Source organism: Mycobacterium sp. UM_WGJ, assembly GCF_000455125.1.
In the GTDB taxonomy this organism is placed as follows: domain Bacteria; phylum Actinomycetota; class Actinomycetes; order Mycobacteriales; family Mycobacteriaceae; genus Mycobacterium.
Map to the genome: position 1 here is coordinate 76797 of NZ_AUWR01000012.1, position 24287 is coordinate 101083.

The following is a 24287-nucleotide window of genomic DNA, read 5'->3' on the forward strand; positions in this document are numbered from 1 at the left end:
CGAGGCTAGTGGGCCTCGGCGCGCGACAAGAAGCGGGGCACGATGGCCGCCCCGGCGATGGCGGCCGCCGTCGACCCCAACGCCTGACCCCAGCCGATCGGGCCCAGCGGCGTGCAACCCATGAACTGACTGATCCCCGGGATGCTGATCAGCAGGGCCAGCGCCGCGAACGACCCGCCGGCTGTGGCCAGCACCATCGGCGAGCGTGACTCCAGCAGGGTCTGCGCCAACTGGGTGCTCACCAAGGCGACCAGTGCCACCGTGGACGCGCGCCGTGGCAAACCGGTGAGCCGACCCATGAACCACGCCGCGAGGGTGGCGCTGGCCGTGGTGGTGCCCCGTAGGGTCACCGCGCGCAGCAGCGCCTTCTCATCGGGCCCGCGTCCCCCGAACGGCATGGGACGCCGAGGCTGGCTGATCGCCAGCGCGGTGGCCGGGAACGCGTCGGTCACGATATTGACCAGCAGCAGCTGGCGGGTGGTCAACGGTGCCTGACCGGTCAGCGCGCTGCCGATGATCGCGAACAACGCGCCGCTGGCGTTGCCGCCCAGCAGCACCGCCACCGCGGCCTGCACCCGCTGCCACAGCTGGCTGCCCTCGTTGAGGGCGTCCAGCAGGGTCTCGATCTTCCCGTCGAGCAGCACCACGTCGGCGGCCGTGTGGGCGGCGTCGCTGCCCTGCGCGACGATACCGATCCCGACGGTGGCGGCCCGGATGGCGGCGGCGTCGTTGGCGCCGTCACCGACCATGGCCGAGACCTTGCCGCTGCGCTCGAGTGCCTGAACCACCTGCACCTTGTTCGCCGGCGACATACGGGCGAACACCACCCGCTCGGACACCGCGCGTTCCTGCTCCGTGCCCGACAGCGCCTCCCACTCCGTGCCGGTGATCACCTGATCGGCGGACAGCTGCACGCCCATCTTGCGGGCGATCGCACGGCCGGTGGTCGGGTGATCGCCGGTGATCATCCGAATGGGCACCTGCCGGCGGTCCAGCTCGGCCAGCAGCCCCGCCGACCCGGCGCGTGGCGTGTCGGCGATACCGACGAACCCGACCAGCGTCAAACCGTCGGCGCACTGCTGCGCCAGCGTCGCGAGCTGGGCTTCGGGATCGTCCGGATCTGCCGAAAGCGACTGCACCTGAGCGGAACTGAGCTCGCGTCGTGCTACCGCGAGCACCCGCAGGCCCTCGTCGGCCAGCTGCTCCACCACATCGTGGATGTCGGCCGGGACGTCACCGCAGGCGGCCAACACCACCTCCGGTGCACCCTTGATGGTCAACTCGGCGCCGAACACCGACGCCGCGAACGGCCGCCCGGAGCGAAACGGCAGATGGGCATCGGCTGTCCCCGAAGCGACGGCTCCGGGCACCTGGGCTGCCGCCGCCACGATCGCCGCATCGGTCGCGTCGACATGGCTCTGCCCCTTGGCCGACGCCGTCGCACGCTCCGCGCACCGCAGTACCTCGTCACGGGAATGATCGGCCGCCGTACGCACCTCGGTGACCCGCAACCGGTTCTCGCTCAGGGTGCCGGTCTTGTCGAAACACACCACGTCGACGCGGCCCAGGGCCTCCACGGAGCGGGGCACCCGCACCAGCACACCGGATTTGGTGAGACGCTGGGCCGAGGCGTGCTGAGCCAGCGTCGCCACCACCGGCATGCCCTCGGGGACAGCGGCCACCGCCACCGACACTCCGTTGGCCACCGCCTGCTGCAGCCGGGTGGCCCGCAACACGCCAAGCACGCTGACCAGACCGCCGGCCATCAGGCTCAGCGGCCAAGTCCGGGTGGTGATCTGTCCGAGCTGATGGGTCAGCCCGATATCCCCGTGCCGGCTGGTGACCAGGTCAGCGGCGCGCCGCACCTCGGTGTCGGGGCCCACCGCGGTCACCAGCGCCAGACCGCTCCCGGAGGCCACGGTGGTGGCCGCGAACAGCATGCAGCGACGCTCGGCCAGCTCGGCGCCCGGGGTGGCATCGATCTGCTTGGCCACCGGCAACGACTCACCGGTGAGCGAGGACTCGTCGACCTCCAGCTTCTCCAGCTCGACCAACCGGGCGTCGGCGGGCACCACATCGTCGGGACCCACCTCGATCAGGTCGCCACGCTGCAGCTGCTCGGGAAGCACCTGGACGCGGTCGCGGGTGCCATCGGGCCGGATCGTCACCTTCCAGGCGGGCGGGATCTGCTCGGCCAGAAGCCGATCCAGCCGCAGTTCGGCGCTCAACCGTTGACCGGCCGCCAGGACCGCATTGCTGACCAGGACAGAGCCGACCATGAGCGCGTCGAGGGGTGCGCCCAGCAGCGCGGTGGCAGCGGCGCCCAGTCCCAGGACGGGTGTCAGTGGATCGGACAGTTCATCACGCACCGCGTCCAGGAACTGCCAGACCACGTGCCGCCCGGCGATGCCGGTGTCCGGCGCGACGTCGGGCCGCGACAGCGAGCTCAGGGCGGCACGCGCCTGCTCGACCGACATGGCATGCCACTCCTCGACGGGGACCGGCCGGGGCAGCGGCGCCGTGATCACCCGGCGGGCCGTCCAGTAGCCCGACACCAGACCCACGGCCGCGCCCAGCGCCACCGGCTCAGGACCGCGTCCTCGCACCGTGGGTATGAGCAGCATCGAACCCAATGCCGAAGCGCCGGTGGACAAGGCGATACCCAGACGGGTGGCCTCCTGGGCTGCGGGCAGGGCATGCAATACCCGCCAGACCCCGGACAGGTCATCGACGATCAGGTCCGCCACCGGCGGCTCGCCGTCGTCGGGCAGGATGCCGATCCCGAGGTCGGCCGCCGACAGCGCCTGGGCGGCCGCAGAGGAGACCACCGCCACGGTGTGGCCGTCCTGCTGGTAGTCGCGCACCGCATGAAGCAGCGTGACGTCGATCGAATCGCCCGTCAGGGGAGCGATTTCGTCGAATGCGGGCCGCAGCACTCCCAGGCCGGTGGAGTCGTCCACGGTCACCGTGCGCACCTGGGCGCGCTGTGTCTCGGCGAGCGTCGCGGCCGCCAGGGGATGCGGCGACGGAGCAACCAGTGCCTCGGTGCCGGGGCGGCCGGGGACGGGATGCCACCCTGGCCGCAGGTCACCTGCCGCGAGCATCTCCCGGGCGCTTTCCCAGGCGGTCAGATCCTTCTCGTCGGTGCCGCGCAGTCCCGCCAGGCGCAGCGCTGCGGTCCGCAGCACGCGCGGATCGAGGATCACCACGTCGATGCGGTCCAGTCGACGCAGGCTATCCGGGTCGACCTGCAGTGCTTCGTCCCGGTTGGCCAGCCCGCGGCCCAATGTGGCGGCGAATGATTCGTGCGTGGCCCGGGTGGCTTTGGGCACCGCGACCAACGCGGCATTGCCGGCCAGTTCCGGGTCGCGGCTGGTCGCGGCGACGACGGCGGCGCCGATCGCCTGAATCCAGGTCCCGCGCTGGAGGTTGTGGTCGACCGAGCTCTCCGGGGATTCGGTCGTGCGCTGGGCCGGCCGGGCAGCCGGGCGGGCCAGTTCCGGCTCGCGCCGCGCCCAGGCCCGGGTGTCCGCGCGCGCTTCGGCGGCCCTGATGGTGTTGATCGCCAGGTCCACTGCCAGCATCGACGGCGCCGCGGCCAGGGCGTTGACGGCGGTGGTCGCCATCCCCAACGCGGTGGCGGTGGCGCGCTTGCCGATTCGTTCCTCCAGCATGCGGCGCAGTTGCGGCTGGTGGTCCAGGGTGATCACCGCGCCCTGGAGGCTGGAGGGCAACCGGCGAAACCGCAGCACGCGACTGGCAACTGCCAGACCCAGGCCGACGGCATTGATGCCGGCCATCGCGGCGCTGCTGACCGCGATCAGACCATCGCCGGGTTCGGGGGCCGGGCGAAGGTGTCGGGGTGGGCGGTCGGCCTCCGCCGGTGGGTCGGCAACCACCTCATAGTCCGGCTCGACATCGTCGGCCAAGGCAGCTATCGAGGGGGGCATCGGTCTCCTTCGCTCGGCGACCGAAGCCGTGGAGACAGCCCGCGGAACCTTCGGTCGACATGATTGATCGTCCGAAGGTCTCGCTCGCGAAAGTCCAGGTCCGCTGAATGACCGGGCGGGTGCAACCGCCGTATTGACGACCATTCACATCCACCACCGGTGTGGCGGGTAGGAACTACTCCCCTTCGCGTCCGAGGCTAGGGCCGGTAAGCAGCTGTCGGCTGAACGCCGCCGAGACTCGACCTGAAGTGTCGGTGAATTACTGCCCCTTCCAACCGATCTGGGCCGCCTCCTCCGGTTTATGCCGGCGGCGACCAGTAGGCGAGCATCTCGGCGAAGGTGTCGAAAGCCGGCTTCGAAGTACCGTAGGGAGCCTCGAAGTGCAGGCTCAACGGGAACCCCAATTCGGCCACGCCATCGATCACCCGCTTGTAGAGATCGAGCAACTGGCGGCGTTTGGCGTCGGGTTCGCCCGCGGCCAGAGTCCGCACGAAGTCCTGTTCGGCGGCGACGGCCTCATTGCCCGGGTCCTGGATCAGCCAGTCGATCAGCCCGACCTTGGACTCCATCTTGGGCACGAAGCCGAACGACAACAGGACCTCGGGCCGGTGGTCGCTGGCCTGGGCGAAGTCGCGCAGGAATCCCGCGATGGCATCCGAGTAGAGCAGCTGCGTCATCCCGAACGTGGCGCCCCGCTCGCATTTGAAGGCGAAGCGATCCTGTTCGGCGTCTCGGGTCGGGATGAGGATGACTCCCCGGTTGTCCACGAGATCGTCGAACTTGGACAGGGCGTCGGTGGGTGCGACGCCGCCGCCCTCTCCGTCGTTGAGCGTGCGGGGGACACCGACGAAGATGATTCCGTCGAACCCGGCCTGGCGCAGCCCCGACAGTCGTGTGCGCAGCGCGGACTCATCGAGGAAGGCGGTGACCTGCGTGCACAGTCCGCGCACTCCGGGCAGTTCGGGACCGATGACCGACCAGAAGTCGCTCACGTCGAGTTTGGGGTGCATCTCGACCGGCCGATCGTCGTCTTCGGGGATCAACCCGGGGATCATGACGTGACCGATCCGGCCCGCGATGCCCGCTTGGGCGGATAACTGCAGGACCTTGTGGGCCTCTTCGCGGGCCTGCTTGACCCCGCGGTCGGTGTTGGGCGGCACCAACTCCAGTGCAATGGTGTTCAGCGGCACCAGGGAACTCCGTATCTCAAGAGGGGAACGGACATGTTGCGCCCCAGAAAAGCTCTGGGGCGCAACATGTCAGACGGTCACAGGCCGGCGCGGGCTTCCTTCGCTGCAGCGACCAGGTTGGCCAGGGACGCGGTGACCTCGTCAGTCTTGCGGGTCTTCAGGCCGCAATCCGGGTTGACCCAGAGGCGTTGCGCGGGAACGGCACTCAGTGCCTCGCGTAGCGACGACGCCATCTCGTCGGTGCTGGGAACACGCGGCGAGTGGATGTCGTAGACGCCCGGCCCGACACCGTTGGAGAACCCGATCGCGTTGAGGTCGTCGAGCACCTCCATGTGCGAGCGGGCCGCCTCGATCGAGGTGACGTCGGCGTCCAGGTCCGCGATCGCACCGATCACCTCACCGAACTCCGAGTAGCACAGGTGCGTGTGGATCTGCGTCGCGTTGGACACGCCGGAGGTGGACAGCCGGAACGAGCCGACCGCCCACTCCAGGTAGGCCGCCTTGTCGGCGTCGCGCACCGGCAGCAGCTCACGCAGGGCCGGCTCGTCGACCTGGATCACCGCGATGCCGGCAGCTTCCAGGTCCACCGTCTCCTCGCGAATCGCCAGCGCCACCTGATAGGCGGTGTCGGCCAGCGGCTGGTCGTCACGGACGAATGACCAGGCCAGGATGGTGACCGGCCCGGTGAGCATGCCCTTGACCGGCTTGTCGGTCAGCGACTGGGCGTAGGTGGCCCACTCGACCGTCATCGGCGTGGGGCGTGTGACGTCACCGAACAGCACCGGCGGACGCACGCAGCGGCTGCCGTAGGACTGCACCCAGCCGTTGCTGGGGGCGAAGAAGCCCTCCAGCTGCTCGGCGAAGTACTGCACCATGTCGTTGCGTTCGGGCTCGCCGTGCACCAGCACGTCCAGGCCGAGCTCCTCCTGCAGCTTGATGACGGCGGCCACTTCGGCCTTCATCCGGTTGGTGTACTCGGCGTCGTCGATCTCCCCGGCAACCAGGGCGGCGCGCGCCTTGCGGATCTCCACCGTCTGCGGGAACGAACCGATGGTGGTGGTCGGCAGCGGCGGCAGGTGCAGCCGCTCGTCCTGGGCGGCGCGACGCTCCTGAGCCGAGCCGCGCTGGACGCCGGCCGAGGTGATCTCGGCGATCTGCGCGCGCAGTGCCGCGTTGTTCAGCCGCGGGTCGGTCCTGCGGGAGGCGACCGCGGCGTTGGATGCGGCGATCTGTTCGGCGACGGCTTCGCGGCCGTCGCGCAGGGCACGGGCCAGCGTGGCGACCTCGGTCACCTTCTCGGCGCCGAACGCCAGCCAGCTGCGCAGTGCGTCGTCCAGGCCGGTCTCGGGCTCCAGCGAGTAGGGCACGTGCAACGTTGAGCACGACGTAGAGACAGCCACCGCCCCGGCGGGGCCCAGCAGTGACGCCAGCTTGGCCAGCGCGGCCTGCAGGTCGGTGCGCCAGATGTTGCGGCCGTCGACCACACCGGCAACCAGCATCTTGGAGGCCAGCTCCGGCACCGACGCGATCTTGGCGTCCGCGCCGTAGACCAGGTCGACGCCGATCGCCTCGACCGGAGTGCGGGCCAGGGCGGGCAGCCCGGCGCCGGGGTCACCGAAGTAGGTGGCCACGAAGATCGCCGGCCGCTTGCTCAGCCCGCCGAGACGGTTGTAGACCCGCTCGGCCAACGCGGGGGCGTCCGCCGAGATGTCGGTCACCAGCACCGGCTCGTCGATCTGCACCCACTGTGCGCCGGCGTCGGCCAGCTTGCCCAGCAACTCGGCGTAGATGTCGCTCAGCTCATCGAGGCGGGCGATCGGTGCGTCCGCACCGTCGACGGCCTTGCTCAGCAGCAGGAAGGTGACCGGCCCGATGATCACCGGACGAGCGTTGATGCCCTGCTCCTGGGCCTCGGCGAGCTCGGAGAGCACCTTGGCCGGGTTCAGCGAGAACTTCGTGTCCGGGCCGATCTCGGGAACGATGTAGTGGTAGTTGGTGTCGAACCACTTCGTCATCTCCAGCGGAGCGATCTCGGCGTTGCCCCGGGCGGCGGCGAAGTAGCGGTCCAGCTCATCGGCGACGCCGGCCACCCGGGCCGGCAGTGCGCCCAGCAGTACCGCGGTGTCGAGCATCTGGTCGTAGTAGGAGAACGTGTTCACCGGTACCGAGTCGAGCCCCGCGGCGGCCAGCTGTGCCCAGGTGTCCCGGCGCAGGCCGGCGGCCACCTTCTTCAGTTCGTCCTGGCCGATCCGTCCGGCCCAGTAGCTTTCGGTGGCGCGCTTGAGTTCGCGTCGCGGCCCGATTCGCGGTGAGCCGAGAACGGTGGCGGTAAAAGGTTGAACGGTCACGATTTGATCCTTCGATCGACGAGGGTGGGTCAACGCCAGCAGCCGCCCAGCTGATCCGGTCCCGTGCCTATATATAAAGCACTATAACCCTCAAAACCAGACGCCTATTCCGCGAGGCGTTGATCCGCCGGGCGCGGCGCGCCCAGCACAACGGGCAGGTATTCGGACTCGCAGGCACGCACCGAGGTGCTCCTAATGGCCGTCGCTTCCCAGTCGGTGGGCGAACCCGTGACCAGTGCTTATGACGGCGGTCGTTCCTGCATACCGCTGCGGGACAGTCCCGGATTCTCACCGGGTTCCCTCTTGCGCTCCACGGAAAACTGCGTAAACCGCGGTGCGCTCGATGCCGAGGCCGCCTGGCGGCGACAACGGCAAACCAGTTGCGTGATCGAGGTTACTCGGCTCGGCCGGCCGCGAGTGCCTCCGGGATCGGGCTCTGGCCGTCGTTGAATTCGATGGTGCGGCCGATGGTCGAGTTGTCGGCCAGGCAGGCTGCGATCGCCAACGCGACGTTGCCGCGGGAGACCTGCCCTTTGCCGGGGTCGGGGCCGACGGCGATCCGGCCGGTCGCCGGCTCAAGGGTCAGCCGGCTGGGTCCCAGCACCGTCCAGTCCAGGTCGGTGGCGCGCAGGTGGGCGTCGGCGGCGGCCTTGGCCTGAGCGTACGGATAGAACGGGTCGCCCTCGGCCACACCGTGATCGGGGCCGGCGCCGAAGTAGGACACCATGACGAAGCGCCGCACGCCGGCCTGCGCGGCGGCGTCGATGGTGCGGATGGCGGCATCGCGGTCGACGGCGTAGGTACGGGCGGGGTTCCCGCCACCGGCGCCGGCGGAGAACACCACCGCGTCGTGATCGGCCACCAGCCGCGCCAGGCCGTCGGTGTCGAGCTGCTCGATGTCGGCCACCACCGGGACCGCGCCGGTGACCGCGACCTCCTCGGCGTGGTCGGGGTTGCGGAACACCGAACTGACCTGGTTGCGGGTTTGGGAAAGAATCGGGGCGAGCAGCAGGGCGACCTTGCCGTGGCCACCAATGATCACAATGCGTGCCATGGAATCGACGGTACGCGGGAGCCCGGAGTGACCCCCGCTGACACCGGCCGGGCGCGCCCGTCGACAATCGAGGCAACAAGACCCCGAACGAACTAAGGAGCACCCATGGCTGAAGCCGTCATCGTCGAAGCGGTGCGCGCGCCGATCGGCAAGCGCAACGGCGGACTGTCCGGGGTACACCCGGCCGAACTGTCCGCCCAGGTGCTCAACGGGCTGGTCAACCGGGCCGGCGTGGACCCGGCGCTGGTCGACGACGTGATCTGGGGCTGTGTCATGCAGGCCGGTGAGCAGGCCCTGGACATCGGCCGCACCGCGGTGCTGAGCGCGGGCTGGCCGGAGACGGTGCCCGCGGTGACCGTGGACCGCCAGTGTGGATCCAGCCAGCAGTCGGTGCACTTCGCCGCGGCCGGTGTGGTCGCCGGGCACTACGACGTCGTGGTGGCCGGGGGCGTCGAGTCGATGTCACGGACCCCGATGGGTTCGTCGCTGGCCAACGGCGGGCGCCCCTACGGCGACTCCTTCAAGGCGCGCTACAGCCAGACCCCCAACCAGGGCATCGGTGCGGAGATGATGGCCACCAAGTGGGGCCTGAGCCGCACCGCGCTCGACGAGTTCGCGCTGGCGTCGCACGACAAGGCCGGCGCCGCACAGGACGCCGGCGCCTTCAAGGACGAGATCGTCTCGATCACCGACCCCGAGGGCAACGTCATCAGTGCGGACGAGGGCATCCGCCGGGGGACTACCCTGGAGAAGATGGCGCAGCTCAAGCCTGCTTTCAAGGAGGACGGCGTGATTCACGCCGGTAACTCCAGCCAGATCTCCGACGGTTCGGCCGCGCTGCTGTTCATGTCGGCGGAGAAGGCCAAGGAACTGGGCCTGACCCCGCTGGCACGGGTGCACACCGCGACACTGGCCGGTGCCGACCCGGTGATGATGCTGTCCGCGCCGATCCCGGCCACCCAGAAGGCGCTGCAGCGCTCCGGCCTCAGCGTCGACGACATCGGGGTGTTCGAGGTCAACGAGGCGTTCGCCCCGGTGCCGATGGCGTGGCTGGCCGAGATCGGTGCCGACCCGAAGAAGCTCAACCCCAACGGCGGGGCGATCGCACTGGGTCACCCGCTCGGCGGCTCCGGCGCCCGGATCATGACCACCATGCTCTACCACATGCGCGCCAACGGGATTCGCTACGGACTGCAGACCATGTGCGAAGGCGGCGGCCAGGCCAACGCCACCATCTTGGAGCTGCTGTGAGTGCGGAAGCCGCTGTGAGTGAAGAGGCCGTTCTGGTAGAACGGCGCGACGGCGGCGTACTGGTGGTCACGATCAACCGGCCCGACGCCCGCAACGCGATCAACGGCGCCGTCAGTGCCGGCATCGGTGACGCCTTGGCGCAGGCTCAAGACGACGACGAGGTACGCGCGGTCGTGCTCACCGGCGCCGGCGACAAGTCGTTCAGTGCCGGAGCCGACCTCAAGGCGATCGCCAACCGGGAGAACATCTACCACCCGGAGCACCCGGAGTGGGGTTTCGCCGGCTTCGTGCAGCACTTCATCGACAAGCCCGTCATCGCGGCGGTCAACGGCACCGCGCTGGGCGGCGGCACCGAGATCGCGCTGGCCAGCGACCTGGTGATCGCCGAGCAGCGCGCCCAGTTCGGGCTGCCCGAGGTCAAGCGTGGCCTGATCGCCGGTGCCGGCGGGGTGTTCCGCATCGTCGACCAATTGCCCCGCAAGATCGCGCTGGAACTGCTCTACACCGGGGAGCCCATCTCGGCGGCCGACGCGGCCCGCTGGGGACTGGTCAACCGGGTGGTCGAGGACGGCGGGGCGCTGCAGGCAGCACTCGAGCTGGCCGAACGGATCACCAGCAACGCGCCGCTGTCGGTGCGGGCCAGCAAGCGGATCGCCTACGGCGTCGATGACGGCGCCATCCCCGGCGAAGTCGACGGTTGGGCTCGCACCGGCCGGGAGTTCTCCGCCGTGCTGCGGTCCGAGGACGCCAAGGAGGGACCCCGGGCGTTCGCCGAGAAGCGTGCACCAGTGTGGAAGGCGCGTTGAGCGGCGTGCCCGAGCCGCTTCTCATCTCCATCCGCGGGCGCGCCCCGCAGCTACACCCGGAGTCCTGGGTGGCGCCCAACGCCAGCCTGATCGGCCAGGTCAGCCTGGCCGCCCGGGCCAGCGTCTGGTACTCGGCGACCCTGCGTGCCGAGGTCGAACCGATCGAGATCGGCATCGACACCAACATCCAGGACGGCGTGACCATCCACGTCGACAAGGAGTTCCCCTGTCGGGTGGGGGCGCACGTCAGCGTCGGGCACAACGCGGTGCTGCACGGTTGCACCATTGAGGACGACTGCCTGATCGGCATGGGAGCGATCGTCCTCAATGGCGCCGTGGTGGGGGAGGGCTCGCTGGTCGCGGCCGGTGCCGTCATCCCGCAGGGGATGGTGGTGCCGCCGCGGTCACTGGTGTCGGGGGTTCCGGGCCGGGTGCGGCGCGACCTGAGCGAGGCCGAGGTCCGCAACAATCGGCACAATGCCGCGGCATACCGGCGACTGATCGAAGTCCATCGAGCGAACTAACGCATTTGGGCCACCGGCCGCCGTTTCGCCGCTACGTTTTAGGGACGTTGCTCAACCCGCCGCTGAGGGGACGTCCTCCTATGACCCAGATCAGTCCAACTCGCCCCGGCCTGCTGCGTGAGATCACCGACATCATGAGCCGGGTCGCCCCGCCCTATCACGAACCACGGGCAGTGGTGCAGCGGCGGCGCGCCGTGGTCGGAGTGGTCGTGCTGATCGGCGCAGCGGTACTGGTCGCCATGCACAGCAAGCTTCCCGGCGACCCGTCGTTCTACTGGCTCTCGCTGGTCTTGGCCGCGGTCTGGACGGTGGGGGCGGTGGTGGCCGGACCGCTGCACCTGGGCGTGTTGCGGTTCCGTGGACGCAACGAGCGGCCGGTATTCACCGGCACCGGCGTCGGCCTGGTACTGGGCGGCGTGTTCCTGCTGGGCGGGCTTGCGGTGCAAGGCATTCCGCCGCTGGCCGATCAGGTGGTCGCGATCCTGGCCTACACCACCGAAGCTTCGTGGCGGCTGGTAGTACTGATCGCACTTGTCAACGCGATCGCCGAGGAGCTGTTCTTCCGCGGCGCACTGTTCAGCGCCTTCGGTCGTCGCTCCCCGCTGGTGTTCTCCACCCTGCTCTACGTCGCGGCGATGATGGCCGCGGGCAACCTCATGGTCGGGTTGGCCGCGCTGATACTCGGTACCGTCTGTGCCTTCGAGCGCCGCGCTACCGGTGGCGTGCTGGCTCCGGTGCTGACCCACCTGGTGTGGGGGCTGATGATGGTGCTGGCGCTGCCCCCGGTCTTCGGGATGTAGGCACCGATCTCAGGAGTCGGTGAAATTGGCCGAACGGCGCTCCTGAAAAGCGCGGGTTCCCTCACGGAAGTCGTGGGCGTTCAACAGGATTGACTGCCCGACGTATTCGCGGTCCAGGGTGGCGTCCAGCTCGGTCAGGGTCGCGGTGTTGATGGCGTGCTTGGTCTTGGCGAACGCTGCGGCGGGTCCGGCCAGCAAGCCGGCCAGCAGCTTGTCCACCTCGGCGTCGAACTCCTCGGCCGGGTACACCGCGCTGATCAGACCCCAATCCAGGGCGTCGGCCGCGGACAGTCGTTCGGCCAGCAGCGCCAGCCGCATGGCGCGGGTCCGGCCCACGGCCGCGGCCACCAACGCGGAGGCGCCACCGTCGGGCATCAGCCCGATCTTGGTGAACGCCAACAGGAAAAAGGCCTTGTCCGAGGCCACCACCAAGTCGCAGGCCAGGGCCAGTGACACGCCGATACCGGCACACGGACCCTGCACCACGGCCACCACCGGCCGCGGCAACGCGACCATCGCACGGATTGCGCGGTTGGCCTCGACGATGATCTCGGTGGGAACGCCGTCGGTAGCGTCCTCGGCGCTGATCCCCGCTCCCGAGCAGAAACCGCGTCCCGCGCCGCCGAGCCGCACCGCGCGCACCCGGGGGTCACGCGCAGCGGCTTCCATGGCGTCGGCGATACCGGCCAGCACTCCGGTGGTCACCGAGTTGAGGCTGTCGGGTCGGTCGATGGTCACCGAGAGCACCCCATCGGCCAAGGTGACGGAAAGTCCGGCCACGGGGGCCACAGAGTCGATGCCGGAGTCGATTGCAGTCATGGCCCTCACCCTAGGATGCACATCACACAGGCACACGACGAGGAGGCAGATATGGCGGGACCACTGGCGGGGCTGCGGGTCATCGAACTGGCCGGGATCGGGCCGGGTCCGCACGCAGCGATGATCCTCGGCGACCTGGGCGCTGATGTGGTCCGCGTCGAGCGGCCACCGAAATTCGGCGGCGGTCCCAGCAAGGACACCATGCTGCGCAACCGGCGCTCGGTGACCGCTGACCTGAAGTCGCAGGAAGGCCGCGACCTGGTGCTGCAGCTGGTCGCCAAGGCCGATGTGCTGATCGAGGGCTTCCGGCCCGGCGTCACCGAGCGACTCGGCCTCGGCCCGGAGGACTGCGCCAAGGTCAACGAGCGGCTGATCTACGGCCGGATGACCGGCTGGGGACAGACCGGCCCCCGTGCTCAGCAGGCCGGCCACGACATCAACTACATCTCGCTGAACGGCACCTTGCACTCCATCGGTCGCAAGGGGGAGCGCCCCGTGCCGCCGCTGAACCTGACCGGTGACTTCGGCGGTGGGTCGATGTTCCTGCTGGTCGGCATCCTGTCCGCGCTGTGGGAGCTGCAGCGTTCCGGCAAGGGGCAGGTGATCGATGCGGCGATGGTCGACGGGGCCAGTGTGCTCTCGGCGATGATGTGGAGCTTCCGCTCGCAGGGCCTGTGGAGCGACGAGCGTGGCGTCAACATGCTCGACACCGGTGCGCCCTACTACGACACCTACGAATGTGCCGACGGGAAGTACGTCTCGGTCGGCTCGATCGAGCCGCAGTTCTACGCCGAACTGCTGGCCAAGCTGGAGCTGGACCCCGCCGAGTTGCCGGCGCAGAACGACGTCAGCGGTTGGCCAGTGCTGCGGGAGAAGCTGACCGCGGCGTTCGCCGCCCACGACCGCGACCACTGGGCCAAGGTGTTCGCCACCTCCGATGCCTGTGTGGCGCCGGTGTTGGCGTTCAACGAGGTGCAGGCCGATTCGCACATCACCGAGCGCGACACCTTCTACGACGTCGACGGTTACCTGCAGCCGATGCCGGCGCCGCGGTTCTCCCGCAGCGTTCCCGATGTCCCGACCCCGCCGGCCGTTCTGGGAGCCGACAACGAGTCCATCCGGAGCGACTGGGTATAGTCCCGACCAACCAGACGGTTGGGATCGAGAGGGGCCAAGAGAGTGCAGATCAAGGACGCGGTAGCCGTTGTCACCGGCGGTGCCTCCGGGTTGGGATTGGCGACGGCAAAACGCCTGCTGGACGCCGGCGGCCAGGTGGTGGTGATCGACCTCAAGGGCGAGGACGTGGTCAATGAGCTCGGTGACCGGGCTCGCTTCGTGGAGGCCAACGTGGCCGACCCCGAGGCGGTCAGCGCGGCCCTGGACGTCGCGGAATCTCTTGGCCCGGTGCGGATCAACGTCAACTGCGCGGGAATCGGCAACGCGATCAAGACGCTGAGCAAGGACGGCGCCTTCCCGCTGGATGCCTTCAGCAAGATCATCCAGGTCAACCTGATCGGCACCTTCAACGTGCTGCGGCTCTCGGCCGAGCGGATCGCCAAGACCGAGCCGATCAACGGCGAGCGTGGCGTCATCATCAACACCGCCTCGGTCGCGGCGTTCGAGGGCCAGATCGGGCAGGCCGCCTACTCGGCGTCCAAGGGCGGCGTGGTCGGTATGACGCTGCCGATCGCCCGTGACCTGTCGCGTGAACTGATCCGGGTCTGCACCATCGCTCCGGGCCTGTTCAAGACGCCGCTGCTGGGCTCGCTGCCCGAGGAGGCGCAGAAGTCGCTGGGTGCGCAGGTGCCGCACCCGTCGCGGCTCGGTGACCCCGACGAGTACGGCGCCCTGGCCGAGCACATCATCAACAACCCGATGCTCAACGGCGAGGTCATCCGCCTCGACGGTGCCATCCGGATGGCACCCCGATGAGTTCCTGCGCGAAGAGCATTAAGCAGAGCTAGGAGTCCTTATGGCCATTACAACGAAGTTCACCGAGACGTTCGGGGTCGAGCATCCCATCGCCCAAGGCGGCATGCAGTGGGTGGGTCGCGCGGAGCTGGTGGCCGCGGTCGCCAACGCCGGGGCGCTGGGTTTCCTGACCGCGCTCACCCAGCCGACGCCGGCCGACCTGGCCAACGAGATCGCCAAGACCCGGGATCTCACCGACAAGCCGTTCGGGGTGAACCTGACCATCCTCCCGGCGATCAACCCGCCGCCCTACGACGAGTACCGCCAGGTGATCGTCGACGCCGGCATCAAGATCGTCGAGACCGCCGGATCCAACCCGGCGCCGCATCTGCCGATGTTTCACGACAACGGAATCAAGGTGCTGCACAAGTGCACCTCGGTGCGGCACGCGGTCAAGGCGCAGAGCCTGGGCGTGGACGGCATCAGCATCGACGGGTTCGAATGTGCGGGCCACCCGGGTGAGGACGACATCCCGGGCCTGGTGCTGATCCCGGCCGCCGCGGCGCAGATCGAGATCCCGATGATCGCCTCCGGCGGTTTCGCCGACGCCCGCGGCCTGGTCGCGGCGCTGGCCCTGGGTGCCGACGGCGTCAACATGGGCTCGCGGTTCATGTGCACCGTGGAGTCCTGCATCCACCAGAACGTCAAGGAAGCGATCGTCGCCGGCGACGAGCGCGGCACCGAGCTGATCTTCCGGTCGTTGCACAACACCGCCCGGGTGGCTAGCAACGCGGTGTCCCGCGAGGTGGTCGAGATCCTCAACAACGGCGGTCAGTTCCCCGACGTCCAAGAGCTGGTGGCCGGTGTGCGCGGCCGCCGCGTCTTCGACGAAGGCGACGTCGACGCCGGGATCTGGACGGTGGGCACCGCGATGGGGCTCATCAACGACATTCCGACCGTCGACGAGCTGGTGTCGCGGATGGTGTCCGAGGCCGAGGAGATCATCCTCGGACGGCTGGGCAACATGGTCGAGGACGACGACGAGGAGAACGTCGCCTGACGAGGGCGGCTGAGGGCTTAACGACGCCGAACGTGCGATCAGGCCGGAAATCCGCAGATTTTCCGGCCTGATTACACGTTCGGCGTTGTCCGTTTACGGCACGGCCGAACCGAGTCTGAATGTCAGAGAAATGGGATGACTCAAAGAGGGCGGCCCGCTTACAGGGGGCGGCCATCGCCACGCAACAGCGTGACCGTGAAAGGCGCCGCTGTCGCGGCGCCGATCAATCAGCTGGCCAGCGAATGCAAGCCTTCGACCTGCTCCGAGGTGTCGCCCTCGACGAGGAAATCGCCGTGGTACAGGGCCTCGAAGTCGACCTTGATGACGTCGGCACTTGAGTCGTCGATCCACATGACCCTGAGCCTATGGGCCGCTATTAAGGAATCATTGAGTCACGTTTCGGGAAATGGTGGCAATATTACTGGCCGGTAGCGTTTGGTGCGGCCGGCGCTGCAGGAGCTGTGTGCGCCTCCGCTGCGCCCGGCTAGGGTGGCTGCCATGAGCGCATCGGACACCCTGGACAACCCGCTGTTCGCCCGGATCTGGACCTTCATGTCCAGCCGCGAGACCGACTGGTTGCGGGACCGCCGCCGGGAGAACCTGGAAGGTCTGTCCGGGCGTGTGCTGGAGGTGGGAGCCGGCACTGGGAGCAACTTCGGCTTCTACCCCGACACCGTGACCGAGGTGGTGGCCCCCGAACCGGAGTCACGGCTGCGGGATGCCGCCGTGTCTGCCGCGGCGGCGGCGCCGGTGCCGATCACCGTGCTGGCGAGCACCGTCGAGGCCCTGGACTCCGGGGAGCGGTTCGACGCGATCGTGTGCTCGCTGGTCTTGTGCTCGGTCGACCGTCCCGAGGAAGTGCTGCGTCAGCTGTTCGCATTGCTGAAGCCCGGCGGCGAGCTGCGCTACTTCGAGCATGTCGCCAGCGCCGGGGTGCGCGGCGGGCTGCAACGGCTGGCCGACGCCACCTTCTGGCCCCGACTGTTCGGCAACTGCCACACCCACCGCGAGACCGAGCAGATGATCACCGCTGCCGGCTTCGTCGTCGACCGGGCGCGGCGCGGGCATCAATTCCCGGCATGGGCCCCGGTGCCGGTATCGGAGTTCGCCCTGGGCTCGGCCAGCCGCCCGGCCTGAATCAGCGTCAGCCCAACAGGAACGGCAGCCGCTGTGCCATTCCCGGCAGTGCTGCCGAGGCGGTGGTTTGCAGAAACACCGTGGCCCGCTCCGACAGCGGCGTCGGCTCCGGGTTCACCTGGATGACGGTCTTGCCCAGTTCCAGCGCTCGTTCGGGCAGGCTGGCCGCCGGGTAGACCACGCCGGATGTGCCGACCACGATCAGCGCATCGGCGGCGTCGACAGCCTCGACCGCTGCGTTCCACGGCTCGTCGGGTAGCTGTTCGCCGAACCACACCACGTCCGGGCGGATCAAGCCGCCGCACTCGCACTGCGGGGGCATGATTTCGAGTACCGGCTCTGCCAGCTCCGGCAGCTGCGTGTCGTGCGGTTGCTCGCAGTCCGAGCAGCGGAAGGTGAACATCCGGCCGTGCAGATGGTGAACCGAGGAACTGCCGCCGCGCTCGTGCAGATTGTCAACGTTCTGGGTGATGACCTGGACGTCGGCGTGCTGTTCCCAATCCGCGATCGCGGTGTGGCCCAGGTTCGGCTCATAGCGGCGGGCCAGCTGGCAGCGCCACACATACCAGCCCCAGACCAGCTCTGGCTGTCGATTCCAGCCGTCGATGCTGGAGACCTCGTAAGGGTCGTACTGCGACCAGAGGCCCTTCTCGTCGTCACGGAAGGTAGGTATCCCGCTCTCTGCTGAGATCCCTGCGCCACTGAACACCACCACCCGCACGCCACCAAGATAGCGGGATACTGGCCAAATGGACTTTGCCGACCTGCTGGTAACCGACGTGCATGCCGACGTGCCGCTGTTCGAGCAGATCAGGGTTGCGCTGATCGAGGCGGTCCGGGCCGGATCACTGCCCGCGGGAACCCGGCTGCCGACGGTGCGCGAACTGGCGAAGCAACTGGGCTTGGCGGTCAACACCGTCGCACGCGCCTACCGCGAGCTGGAGGCCGGTGGCGTCGTCGAAACGCGAGGCCGATTCGGCACCTTCGTGGCAAGCAGCGACCCGGCCGAGGCGGCCATGACCCAGGCGGCGGCCGCTTTCGTGGCCACGGCCCGCGCGGTCGGTTTAGGCAAGGCCGATGCGCTGCGCTACCTCGACACGGCCTTCGACAGCGCCGGAAGCGGTGCTTCTTAGCCGAATTCGAGCAGGGTCAGGGACGGACGGACCGGATCCAGGACGCGCAGCCGGTAGGCGCTCGAGAGCAGGGTGTTGAACAGCCAACCGCGCCCGGCCGGCAACGGCAGATCTCGAACGGCCCGGATGCCGGGCATGGTGTTCACCAGATCAGCAGCCTCGCTCACCGAGAGGTTGAACGGCATCGGCGGCGCCTTGTACCGCAGCGAGGTCCACACCCCGCGGCGGATCAGCATCGCCATCAACGGCGGCGGCACATCGAAGAGCAGCCGCCCGCCCGGGAAGCGGCGGGCACACTCGGCGATCAGCCCGAGCGACTGCTCAGGCTGCAGGTACATCAGCAGGCCCTCGGCGCTGATGAACACGCCCTTGTCCGGATCGACCTGGTCCATCCAGCTGTAGTCCAACGCGGATTGGGCGCACACCGAGATCTGCGGCGACGCCGGCAGCAGCCGGGCGCGGATGTCGATGATCGGCGGGAGATCGACGGTGAGCCAGCGGAACGCGGCGTCGGGCACGCTCGCGCTCACCCGCCAGAAGCTGGTCTGCAAACCCTCGGCCAGGGCCACCACGGTGCCCGACGGGTGCTGGCGCAGAAATTGGCGGGTCTGCTCATCGAAGGCCAAGGCGCGCAGCGCGATGTCCTGGCGCGTCGGCCCGAATTTCGCGAAGTCGAAGTCGATCGACTCGGCCAGGCTGATCGCCATCGGGTCTTCGATGATCCCGTCGGGACGGCGGGCCTCTCTGGCCCGAGCGTTCAAGGTCAGCAACGCGGTTTCGGAGACCCCGGTCAGGGTGACTTTGTGTGCCTGGCTCACGCCTGCGACCTTACCGGTGTGCGGCTCAGCGCAGCATTTTGTTCAGCGTGCGCAGGTTGCGGGTGGTGGTGGCGGATTTGTACCGCTTGTTGCTCATCGTCTTGCCCACAGCGCTGGTCAGGGTGTCGCCCTTGGGGATCTGCCAGTACATCACCCCGCCACCGGGGGCGATCTTGTCGTCGGCATCTGCTGCCAGTTTCGCCAATTCGGTCAGCGCCGCGTCGTCGGCGACGAACGTGACATAGGAGTGCACGCCTGCGACCTCAGGTTCGAAGGGATACGCCGCCACGATGTCGCGCACGGTGTTTACGTCGTAGACCAGCACCCAGGCCTCATAGCCGAAGCGCTTCCGCAACGCTGCCTCGGCGGTCGCGCGCACCGCCGCGGCATCGGCGGGCGAGTCCAGCAGCACGTTGCCGCTGGCCAGCAGGGTGCGGACCTCGGAGAATCCGGCAGCGGTCAGCGCGGCAGCGACCTCGGCCATCTTGAGGTTGACCCCGCCGACATTCACGCCGCGCAGAAACAGGGCATACCGGGTCATGAGACGGCCTCCAATCGGTGGAACAACGCTGGCAATAAGCGGACACGTCGGTAGGCTTCGATCATGGGACGCCAGGTATTCGACGACAAGTTGCTTGCGTTGATCAGCGGGAACTCGCTCGGCGTCTTGGCCACCCTCAAGAAAGACGGACGCCCCCAACTGTCGAACGTGAAGTACTACTTCGACCCGCGGTCGCTGGTGGTGCAGGTGTCGGTCACCGAACCGCGGGCCAAAACCCGCAATCTGCGCCGTGACCCCAGAGCGTCGCTGCTGGTCGATTCCGACGACGGCTGGTCTTATGCCGTCGCCGAGGGAGATGCCCAGCTGACGCCGCCGGCCGCTGCGCCCGATGACGACACCGTCGAGGCACTGATTGCGTTGTACCGCAATATCGCCGGGGAGCATCCGGACTGGGACGAGTACCGCCAGGCTATGGTGACCGACCGCCGCGTGCTGGTGACACTGCCGATCCAGCACCTCTACGGCATGCCGCCGGGAGTGCGCTGAACATCTCCCACCGGTATGCCCGGCGCTGAGCTAGGCTCCCGGGTATGCCCGAATCAGATTCCGCCGCAGACGAGAACAAGCGCAAGTTCCGGGAGGCGCTGGAGCGTAAGAAGGCGAAGGCGGCGGGCGGCTCCGACCATAAGGACGGCGGCGCCAAGCAGTCGCGGTCGCACGGACCGGTGGAGAGCCGCCGGGAGTTCCGCCGCAAGAGCGGCTAGTTCGGGCAGTTACTGCACCGGGCAGGCGTATTTGCGGGCCACGTCCATCAGCCGCTGGTCCGCTCCGGGCCCGACGACTCCTTGTGCCATGAGTTCCCACCCGATGAAGCCGGGAAGTCCGCCTTCGCACGCCTGATGCGCTACGCGCCAGGCGGTGTCGGGATTGAGGTTGAACCCGTTGCGCTCCAGGCCTTGCATGTACGTGTCGAACTCCGGGGTGCCCTGCTCCGGTATCGCCCCGGCCGTGGCGGCCAGGGCTACGGCGGAAACCACCGCGGTGAACAGTGCTGCCGCTACACGTCTCATGGTCCTTCTCCTGCAGGGGTGCGTTCGCTGGATATGGCCTCTACCGTTGCACACGCCACTGACACAGACCACCGGAACGTTTTGGTCGGCTGGGGTGGACCCCACGGGTCGACCAGGCCTCGACAGGTAAGGGCCGGGCCGCCGGCGACAGGTCAGTTCGCGGGGCCCGGGGCAGTTCTTATCGCTGCGGACGGTCTTCACCAGCGGTGACGTTCTCGGTCGATGTCATCTTGTCGACGCGTCCAGGTGTCGTCGGTGTCCTTGGAGCCCCCGTCGGTGCTGCACGTCGGACGCTCACCGAGTAGGACGTGCCGTCGCGAGTCGGCGTCGGTGTTTCCGTTGGCGTGCTGGGTGACGTGCTGCCTGCCTCGGTGCAGGCAGGGTACGGCTTCAGCGTGCGGTGCCGGCAGCAGTGTCAGCCCTGCGGCGGTAAGGACTAGGGCGGCAATAGCTCTGAGCATCTGGTGGGCCTCTTTCGCGCTCATGGGGGTGCCCGCGATTGTGAACCTTGGGTCCGACAAGCGTCGGAGGTCACCCATGCGCGGCAGGGCTCGGGTCGCCAAACGCGATCAGCTAGCAGCCAGGCCGAGTCGAGCTTTGGGGTGGATGATCGAGGAGGCCGGCCAGGTCAAGCGGGAGGCATGGTTAACCGCATCAGAGGAAAGTCGACGGCAGCTCTGTTTTGATGCAGGGTTGCGGTACCTGCTGGGCCGCGGGGCAGAGCGTGGCTACTTCGAAGGATGGGCGTAGACGGTTATGAAACGTTTGCTTACCGGGTTGATCCTCACAGCCATGGCCGCTGTCGCCATTACACCGGCTGCGGTCGCCGGCGCAGATCCGATTGAGCCGTATTGCTTCGATGCCCGGTTGTGCTCTGACGATTTCGGGAGCCGGACCTACTGCCCGGAAAGCGGTAGCTGGGTCGGCCCGTTCGGGACCTGCGCTTCGCTCAACACCGGCCCGTATGCACCCGGTGGTTTGAGGCCGAACCAGAGCATCTGGGATGACGAAGACCCCGAGTGAGTGCAGACCGGCCATGACCAACTGTGCGCTCCCCCAAGGGGGCTTCAGGTCGAATGCTCCTATCTCCGTGGTTGCGGTCCTGGGGGTGCGGGACCGGTCCGAAAAAGCGGGACGGCAGTGTCACGCATTCGAGGATGGCTACCATCTCTCTCAGTGGTGTAACGCGGACGTTGGACCGTCCGCTCCTTGTCGAGAGGTGGTTGGTGACTCCGAAACTCTGCCTCACTCAAGACCCCGAGGCTGACGAGCTGCTCTCGGGAGACCCGTTCGCGCTGCTGGTCGGAATGCTGCTCGATCAGCAGATTCCGATGGAGGTCGCGTTCGCCGGCCCGCAGAAGCTCGCGCAACGGATGGGCGGACTGGACCCGCACGACATCGCCGCACGCGACCCGGACGAGTTCGCCGCAGTGTTCGCTGAAAAGCCTGCGGTGCACCGGTTTCCGGGGTCGATGGCGGGCCGGGTTCAAGCGCTCGCCAAAGCGGTGGTCGAGCAGTACGACGGCGACGCGACCGCATTGTGGACCGCCGGTGAGCCCGACGGCGCCGAGGTGTTGAAACGCCTCAAGGCACTGCCCGGCTACGGGGAGCAGAAAGCCCGGATCTTTCTGGCCCTGCTCGGCAAGCAGTACGGCGTGACCCCGTCGGGGTGGCGGGAGGCTGCCGGGGCATACGGTGAGCCTGGAACACACCTGTCGATCGCTGACGTCGTGGACGCGTCGTCGTTGCAGCAGGTGCGGTCCACCAAGAAGGCCCAGAAATTGGCTGCGAAACAGGCCCAAGTCAGTAAGGGAAAGGCGACGACATGAAAACTCACCTGAACTGTCCGTGTGGCGAGGCGATCGTCGGCAAAGACGAAGACGATCTGGTCGACCTGACCCAGAAGCACCTTGCGGATGCGCATCCCGGCATGAACTATGACCGGGACGCCATCTTGTTCATGGCCTACTGACGCCGACGTCGGGTCCTGCGGCGCAGGACCATCACGACGCCCGCGATCACCACGATCACCGGCAGCCAGGGCAGTAGGAAGCCTGCGACCGAGACCAGGCCGTGGGTGAACGACAGCAGGGCATGCCAGCCGTGGCGAACCGACGCGACGAATCCGGGTGCGGTCGACTCGAACTCGGAGGCCAGCGAAACGGTGAGTGTCGCGTAGCTGATCTGGTCGCCGAGTTGGGTGCGCTGCGCCCGCAGGCTGTCGAGGTCGGCCTGCCGTGACGTCAGCTCCTTCTCGGCCTGCAGCAGATCGGCCGTGGTGGAGGCGGACTTCATCAGCGAGGTCAACCGGTCCACCGACGCCTGCAAGGCAGCAACCCGCGCATCGAGGTCGACACGCTGCCCGGTGACGTCGTCGTGCCGCAACGCGATCGACGAGACATCCCCGAGTTGCCTTGCACCGTCGAGGAACTCATCGACCTTTGCTGACGGTATGCGCAGGGTGAGCTCGGCGGTGTGGGAACGACCCGGGGCCGTGCTTTCGGTGCGGTCATCGACGCGGCCGCCGAGCCCGGTGGCCAGATCGATGAGCCGGTCCACCGACCCGCCGACGTCGGTCACCGCGATGTTGAGGCTGCCGGTGGTCACGACATCCCGTTGCACGGTTTGATTCGGCGGGCTCATCGGCGCCGGCGCGGACACCGCGGCATCCGACGGCGACCGTTCCGCCGAGTTCCGGCCCCCGGCGCAACCGCTCATCGCCAGGACCAACATGGCAGCCAAGCCGATCAACAACGTCCACGTCGCCGACGTGCGGGGGACGGTCATGGCCACAACCTTATCGCCGCTCGGACCGGGGTCGACGCGCAGAATCAGCTGGTCAGGGCACCACGGTGGAGCCGATGGTGGGCAGGAAGTTGCACTGGTGGTCCTTGGTGCTGACCTGACCGAAGATCGTCGACATGATGCTGCCCGAACCGGTGTCGACGATCGCCGTCAGCGTCGTCGGCCCCTCGGGGTTGATGTCGGTGCGCGGCTGCAAGGTGGCGCTCCCGGACTTGCCGGTGGTCAGGTTCACCCACGTGACGTTCAGCGGCAGCTTCTGCGTCTCGGCCGGGCCGGGGGTTCCCATGGCGGTGAACACGTAGGCGGTCTGGCCGGGCTTGGGGCCGGGGGTCGGAATCGTGGCCGGGCCGGCCACCGACAGCGCAGTGGCGATGACGTTGCCGCCGTCGGCCTGGCAGTTCTGGCCGATGGAGGGGTACATGAAGTCCTGGGTCGGCGGGGCGTCGGGGCCGAATCCGGGAGTGGCCGCCGTGGCAGCCGTGGCCGCGTCGGGTGCCGGGGCGATGAAGGCGGCTTCGGGGGCTGCCGGGGCCGCGTCGGGGAGGGCCTCGGCGGGCGCGGGCAGGGCTTCGGGCGCATTCGGTGCGGCCTGCGGCATCGGTCCCACCGATTTGGCCGGGTCGACGCCGCTGGGCAGGTGGGCCACCAGTCCGGGGGCTGATCCGGCCGTCGGCACGTGATTGCTCGGCAGGGCCTCGGGCGGCGACTGCACGAACTGCGCCACCGAGTCGGCCACCTGCCGCGCGCCGGCGGGCGTGTTGGAGTTGCCGGTGAACGCGGCGGCCGCGGCCATCAGCAGCGAGGTCGCCCCGGCGGGGTCGGCGGCGGCCTGCTGGATCACCGGGCTCAACTGCTCGATGGCGGGCAGCCCGGGAAATCCGGCGGTGGGCAACGGAAGCGCCGGCATGGCCGGGTCGGCTGTGGCCACACTGGCCACCCCCAGGCTGCCGAAGACCAGCAGGGCCGATGACCCGGCTGCGACGGCCGCTTTGGCGGCGGTGGCACGCTGCGTCGTGAAATGCGTGGTGGCGAACAGCGTCCGGAGGCGCGACATGACTTCCCCAATCGTCGGCAATGGCTTGCTGAAAACTGAAGCTAGCTTGTTGCTG

Annotated in this window: 27 protein-coding genes and 1 riboswitch; of the genes, 14 read left to right on the forward strand and 13 right to left on the reverse strand. The window is 68.4% G+C overall.

All coding sequences use genetic code 11. The features are described 5' to 3' along the window. Positions 1 to 5: 5 nt before the first annotated feature. The 4 genes from N416_RS0105640 to N416_RS0105655 form a co-directional block, all read right to left on the reverse strand. Positions 6 to 3950, reverse strand: coding sequence for a cation-translocating P-type ATPase (locus tag N416_RS0105640; protein ID WP_036457320.1), 3945 nt, complete (start codon positions 3948 to 3950; stop codon positions 6 to 8). Positions 3951 to 4249: 299 nt separating this feature from the next. Next, a complete protein-coding gene (locus tag N416_RS0105645) occupies positions 4250 to 5140 on the reverse strand; it encodes a mycobacterial-type methylenetetrahydrofolate reductase (RefSeq protein ID WP_024441148.1) in 891 nt (296 codons plus the stop codon). Between the two features lie 77 nt (positions 5141 to 5217). After that, the gene (gene metE / locus N416_RS0105650; RefSeq protein ID WP_024441149.1) at positions 5218 to 7488 is read right to left on the reverse strand and encodes a 5-methyltetrahydropteroyltriglutamate--homocysteine S-methyltransferase; all 2271 of its coding nucleotides are present in this window, start codon (positions 7486 to 7488) and stop codon (positions 5218 to 5220) included. 135 nt (positions 7489 to 7623) lie between these two features. Then, positions 7624 to 7836, reverse strand: a riboswitch (cobalamin riboswitch). Between the two features lie 46 nt (positions 7837 to 7882). Then, complete coding sequence (locus N416_RS0105655; protein ID WP_024441150.1) at positions 7883 to 8542, reverse strand: SDR family oxidoreductase; 660 nt, start codon at positions 8540 to 8542, stop codon at positions 7883 to 7885. A gap of 105 nt (positions 8543 to 8647) precedes the next feature. On the opposite strand from N416_RS0105655, the gene N416_RS0105660 reads away from it, so the two are divergent. The 4 genes from N416_RS0105660 to N416_RS0105675 all read left to right on the forward strand — a co-directional run bounded on the left by N416_RS0105660 (position 8648) and on the right by N416_RS0105675 (position 11923). Continuing rightward, positions 8648 to 9793, forward strand: a complete 1146-nt coding sequence (locus N416_RS0105660; protein ID WP_024441151.1) for a thiolase family protein — start codon at positions 8648 to 8650, stop codon at positions 9791 to 9793. A 14-nt stretch (positions 9794 to 9807) separates the two neighbouring features. Beyond that, positions 9808 to 10599, forward strand: coding sequence for a crotonase/enoyl-CoA hydratase family protein (locus N416_RS0105665; RefSeq protein ID WP_024441152.1), 792 nt, complete (start codon positions 9808 to 9810; stop codon positions 10597 to 10599). A gap of 5 nt (positions 10600 to 10604) precedes the next feature. Next, positions 10605 to 11123, forward strand: a complete 519-nt coding sequence (locus tag N416_RS0105670; protein WP_024441153.1) for a gamma carbonic anhydrase family protein — start codon at positions 10605 to 10607, stop codon at positions 11121 to 11123. A gap of 80 nt (positions 11124 to 11203) precedes the next feature. Beyond that, on the forward strand, positions 11204 to 11923 hold the full coding sequence (locus N416_RS0105675) for a CPBP family intramembrane glutamic endopeptidase (RefSeq protein WP_024441154.1): 720 nt from the start codon (positions 11204 to 11206) through the stop codon (positions 11921 to 11923). A gap of 9 nt (positions 11924 to 11932) precedes the next feature. Here N416_RS0105675 and N416_RS0105680 read toward each other — a convergent pair whose 3' ends face one another. Further along, positions 11933 to 12742, reverse strand: coding sequence for an enoyl-CoA hydratase (locus tag N416_RS0105680; protein ID WP_024441155.1), 810 nt, complete (start codon positions 12740 to 12742; stop codon positions 11933 to 11935). A 51-nt stretch (positions 12743 to 12793) separates the two neighbouring features. Between N416_RS0105680 and N416_RS0105685 the strand changes: the two genes are divergently transcribed. Genes N416_RS0105685 through N416_RS21320 form a run of 3 tightly spaced genes read left to right on the forward strand, consistent with a single transcriptional unit; the run spans position 12794 to position 15713 of the window. Beyond that, the gene (locus N416_RS0105685; protein WP_024441156.1) at positions 12794 to 13879 is read left to right on the forward strand and encodes a CaiB/BaiF CoA-transferase family protein; all 1086 of its coding nucleotides are present in this window, start codon (positions 12794 to 12796) and stop codon (positions 13877 to 13879) included. Positions 13880 to 13921: 42 nt separating this feature from the next. Next, positions 13922 to 14674, forward strand: a complete 753-nt coding sequence (locus N416_RS0105690; protein WP_024441157.1) for a 3-hydroxyacyl-CoA dehydrogenase — start codon at positions 13922 to 13924, stop codon at positions 14672 to 14674. A gap of 40 nt (positions 14675 to 14714) precedes the next feature. After that, positions 14715 to 15713: a nitronate monooxygenase family protein gene (locus N416_RS21320; RefSeq protein ID WP_036457322.1), complete on the forward strand. Its 999-nt coding sequence runs from the start codon at positions 14715 to 14717 to the stop codon at positions 15711 to 15713. Positions 15714 to 15940: 227 nt separating this feature from the next. Here the strand turns inward: N416_RS21320 and N416_RS24120 are convergent, their stop codons facing one another. Beyond that, entirely contained in the window at positions 15941 to 16066 is a 126-nt protein-coding gene (locus N416_RS24120) for a hypothetical protein (protein WP_255341877.1), read from the reverse strand. 145 nt (positions 16067 to 16211) lie between these two features. On the opposite strand from N416_RS24120, the gene N416_RS0105705 reads away from it, so the two are divergent. Continuing rightward, complete coding sequence (locus N416_RS0105705) at positions 16212 to 16850, forward strand: class I SAM-dependent methyltransferase (protein ID WP_024441158.1); 639 nt, start codon at positions 16212 to 16214, stop codon at positions 16848 to 16850. Between the two features lie 7 nt (positions 16851 to 16857). Here N416_RS0105705 and N416_RS0105710 read toward each other — a convergent pair whose 3' ends face one another. Then, positions 16858 to 17571 carry an NAD-dependent deacylase gene (locus tag N416_RS0105710; protein ID WP_024441159.1) on the reverse strand — a complete coding sequence of 238 codons (714 nt, stop codon included), beginning with the start codon at positions 17569 to 17571 and terminating at the stop codon, positions 16858 to 16860. A gap of 28 nt (positions 17572 to 17599) precedes the next feature. On the opposite strand from N416_RS0105710, the gene N416_RS0105715 reads away from it, so the two are divergent. Next, positions 17600 to 17983 carry a GntR family transcriptional regulator gene (locus tag N416_RS0105715; protein ID WP_024441160.1) on the forward strand — a complete coding sequence of 128 codons (384 nt, stop codon included), beginning with the start codon at positions 17600 to 17602 and terminating at the stop codon, positions 17981 to 17983. Here N416_RS0105715 and N416_RS0105720 read toward each other — a convergent pair. After that, the gene (locus tag N416_RS0105720; RefSeq protein WP_024441161.1) at positions 17980 to 18801 is read right to left on the reverse strand and encodes a class I SAM-dependent methyltransferase; all 822 of its coding nucleotides are present in this window, start codon (positions 18799 to 18801) and stop codon (positions 17980 to 17982) included. The genes N416_RS0105715 and N416_RS0105720 overlap by 4 nt on opposite strands. A gap of 25 nt (positions 18802 to 18826) precedes the next feature. Then, positions 18827 to 19342: a DUF1697 domain-containing protein gene (locus N416_RS0105725; protein WP_024441162.1), complete on the reverse strand. Its 516-nt coding sequence runs from the start codon at positions 19340 to 19342 to the stop codon at positions 18827 to 18829. A 63-nt stretch (positions 19343 to 19405) separates the two neighbouring features. Here N416_RS0105725 and N416_RS0105730 point away from each other — a divergent pair, with 63 nt between their 5' ends. Continuing rightward, a complete protein-coding gene (locus N416_RS0105730) occupies positions 19406 to 19849 on the forward strand; it encodes a PPOX class F420-dependent oxidoreductase (RefSeq protein ID WP_024441163.1) in 444 nt (147 codons plus the stop codon). Positions 19850 to 19893: 44 nt separating this feature from the next. Further along, a complete protein-coding gene (locus N416_RS23125; RefSeq protein WP_125079853.1) occupies positions 19894 to 20067 on the forward strand; it encodes a DUF5302 domain-containing protein in 174 nt (57 codons plus the stop codon). Between the two features lie 9 nt (positions 20068 to 20076). Here N416_RS23125 and N416_RS0105740 read toward each other — a convergent pair whose 3' ends face one another. Together N416_RS0105740 and N416_RS23130 are read right to left on the reverse strand one after the other, a co-directional pair. Continuing rightward, entirely contained in the window at positions 20077 to 20373 is a 297-nt protein-coding gene (locus N416_RS0105740) for a hypothetical protein (RefSeq protein ID WP_024441164.1), read from the reverse strand. A gap of 197 nt (positions 20374 to 20570) precedes the next feature. Continuing rightward, positions 20571 to 20858 carry a hypothetical protein gene (locus tag N416_RS23130; protein WP_155943325.1) on the reverse strand — a complete coding sequence of 96 codons (288 nt, stop codon included), beginning with the start codon at positions 20856 to 20858 and terminating at the stop codon, positions 20571 to 20573. Between the two features lie 307 nt (positions 20859 to 21165). Here N416_RS23130 and N416_RS0105745 point away from each other — a divergent pair, with 307 nt between their 5' ends. The 3 genes from N416_RS0105745 (at position 21166) to N416_RS22410 (ending at position 22345) form a co-directional block, all read left to right on the forward strand. Further along, positions 21166 to 21396 (forward strand): hypothetical protein, encoded by a 231-nt coding sequence (locus tag N416_RS0105745; RefSeq protein WP_036457346.1) that lies wholly within the window; start codon positions 21166 to 21168, stop codon positions 21394 to 21396. A 203-nt stretch (positions 21397 to 21599) separates the two neighbouring features. Then, on the forward strand, positions 21600 to 22202 hold the full coding sequence (locus N416_RS0105750; RefSeq protein WP_024441166.1) for an HhH-GPD-type base excision DNA repair protein: 603 nt from the start codon (positions 21600 to 21602) through the stop codon (positions 22200 to 22202). Continuing rightward, positions 22199 to 22345, forward strand: coding sequence for a DUF1059 domain-containing protein (locus N416_RS22410; protein WP_081654466.1), 147 nt, complete (start codon positions 22199 to 22201; stop codon positions 22343 to 22345). The genes N416_RS0105750 and N416_RS22410 overlap by 4 nt, the downstream gene beginning before the upstream one ends. Here N416_RS22410 and N416_RS21330 read toward each other — a convergent pair. Both N416_RS21330 and N416_RS0105765 read right to left on the reverse strand, forming a co-directional pair. After that, positions 22339 to 23160: a DUF4349 domain-containing protein gene (locus N416_RS21330; protein ID WP_024441167.1), complete on the reverse strand. Its 822-nt coding sequence runs from the start codon at positions 23158 to 23160 to the stop codon at positions 22339 to 22341. The genes N416_RS22410 and N416_RS21330 overlap by 7 nt on opposite strands. Positions 23161 to 23212: 52 nt before the next feature. Next, entirely contained in the window at positions 23213 to 24232 is a 1020-nt protein-coding gene (locus N416_RS0105765) for a hypothetical protein (protein WP_024441168.1), read from the reverse strand. Between the last annotated feature and the right edge of the window lie 55 nt (positions 24233 to 24287).

Coding starts and splice junctions, on each gene's coding strand:
- N416_RS21330 (WP_024441167.1), bottom strand. CDS start 23,160: ATGACCGTCCCCCGCACGTCGGCGACGTGGACGTTGTTGATCGGCTTG.
- N416_RS23125 (WP_125079853.1), top strand. CDS start 19,894: ATGCCCGAATCAGATTCCGCCGCAGACGAGAACAAGCGCAAGTTCCGG.
- N416_RS0105745 (WP_036457346.1), top strand. CDS start 21,166: ATGGCCGCTGTCGCCATTACACCGGCTGCGGTCGCCGGCGCAGATCCG.
- N416_RS0105660 (WP_024441151.1), top strand. CDS start 8,648: ATGGCTGAAGCCGTCATCGTCGAAGCGGTGCGCGCGCCGATCGGCAAG.
- N416_RS0105765 (WP_024441168.1), bottom strand. CDS start 24,232: ATGTCGCGCCTCCGGACGCTGTTCGCCACCACGCATTTCACGACGCAG.
- N416_RS0105740 (WP_024441164.1), bottom strand. CDS start 20,373: ATGAGACGTGTAGCGGCAGCACTGTTCACCGCGGTGGTTTCCGCCGTA.
- N416_RS0105715 (WP_024441160.1), top strand. CDS start 17,600: ATGGACTTTGCCGACCTGCTGGTAACCGACGTGCATGCCGACGTGCCG.
- N416_RS24120 (WP_255341877.1), bottom strand. CDS start 16,066: ATGTGGATCGACGACTCAAGTGCCGACGTCATCAAGGTCGACTTCGAG.
- N416_RS21320 (WP_036457322.1), top strand. CDS start 14,715: ATGGCCATTACAACGAAGTTCACCGAGACGTTCGGGGTCGAGCATCCC.
- N416_RS0105655 (WP_024441150.1), bottom strand. CDS start 8,542: ATGGCACGCATTGTGATCATTGGTGGCCACGGCAAGGTCGCCCTGCTG.
- N416_RS23130 (WP_155943325.1), bottom strand. CDS start 20,858: ATGAGCGCGAAAGAGGCCCACCAGATGCTCAGAGCTATTGCCGCCCTA.
- N416_RS0105640 (WP_036457320.1), bottom strand. CDS start 3,950: ATGCCCCCCTCGATAGCTGCCTTGGCCGACGATGTCGAGCCGGACTAT.
- N416_RS0105685 (WP_024441156.1), top strand. CDS start 12,794: ATGGCGGGACCACTGGCGGGGCTGCGGGTCATCGAACTGGCCGGGATC.
- N416_RS0105675 (WP_024441154.1), top strand. CDS start 11,204: ATGACCCAGATCAGTCCAACTCGCCCCGGCCTGCTGCGTGAGATCACC.
- N416_RS0105730 (WP_024441163.1), top strand. CDS start 19,406: ATGGGACGCCAGGTATTCGACGACAAGTTGCTTGCGTTGATCAGCGGG.
- N416_RS0105705 (WP_024441158.1), top strand. CDS start 16,212: ATGAGCGCATCGGACACCCTGGACAACCCGCTGTTCGCCCGGATCTGG.
- N416_RS0105680 (WP_024441155.1), bottom strand. CDS start 12,742: ATGACTGCAATCGACTCCGGCATCGACTCTGTGGCCCCCGTGGCCGGA.
- N416_RS22410 (WP_081654466.1), top strand. CDS start 22,199: ATGAAAACTCACCTGAACTGTCCGTGTGGCGAGGCGATCGTCGGCAAA.
- N416_RS0105725 (WP_024441162.1), bottom strand. CDS start 19,342: ATGACCCGGTATGCCCTGTTTCTGCGCGGCGTGAATGTCGGCGGGGTC.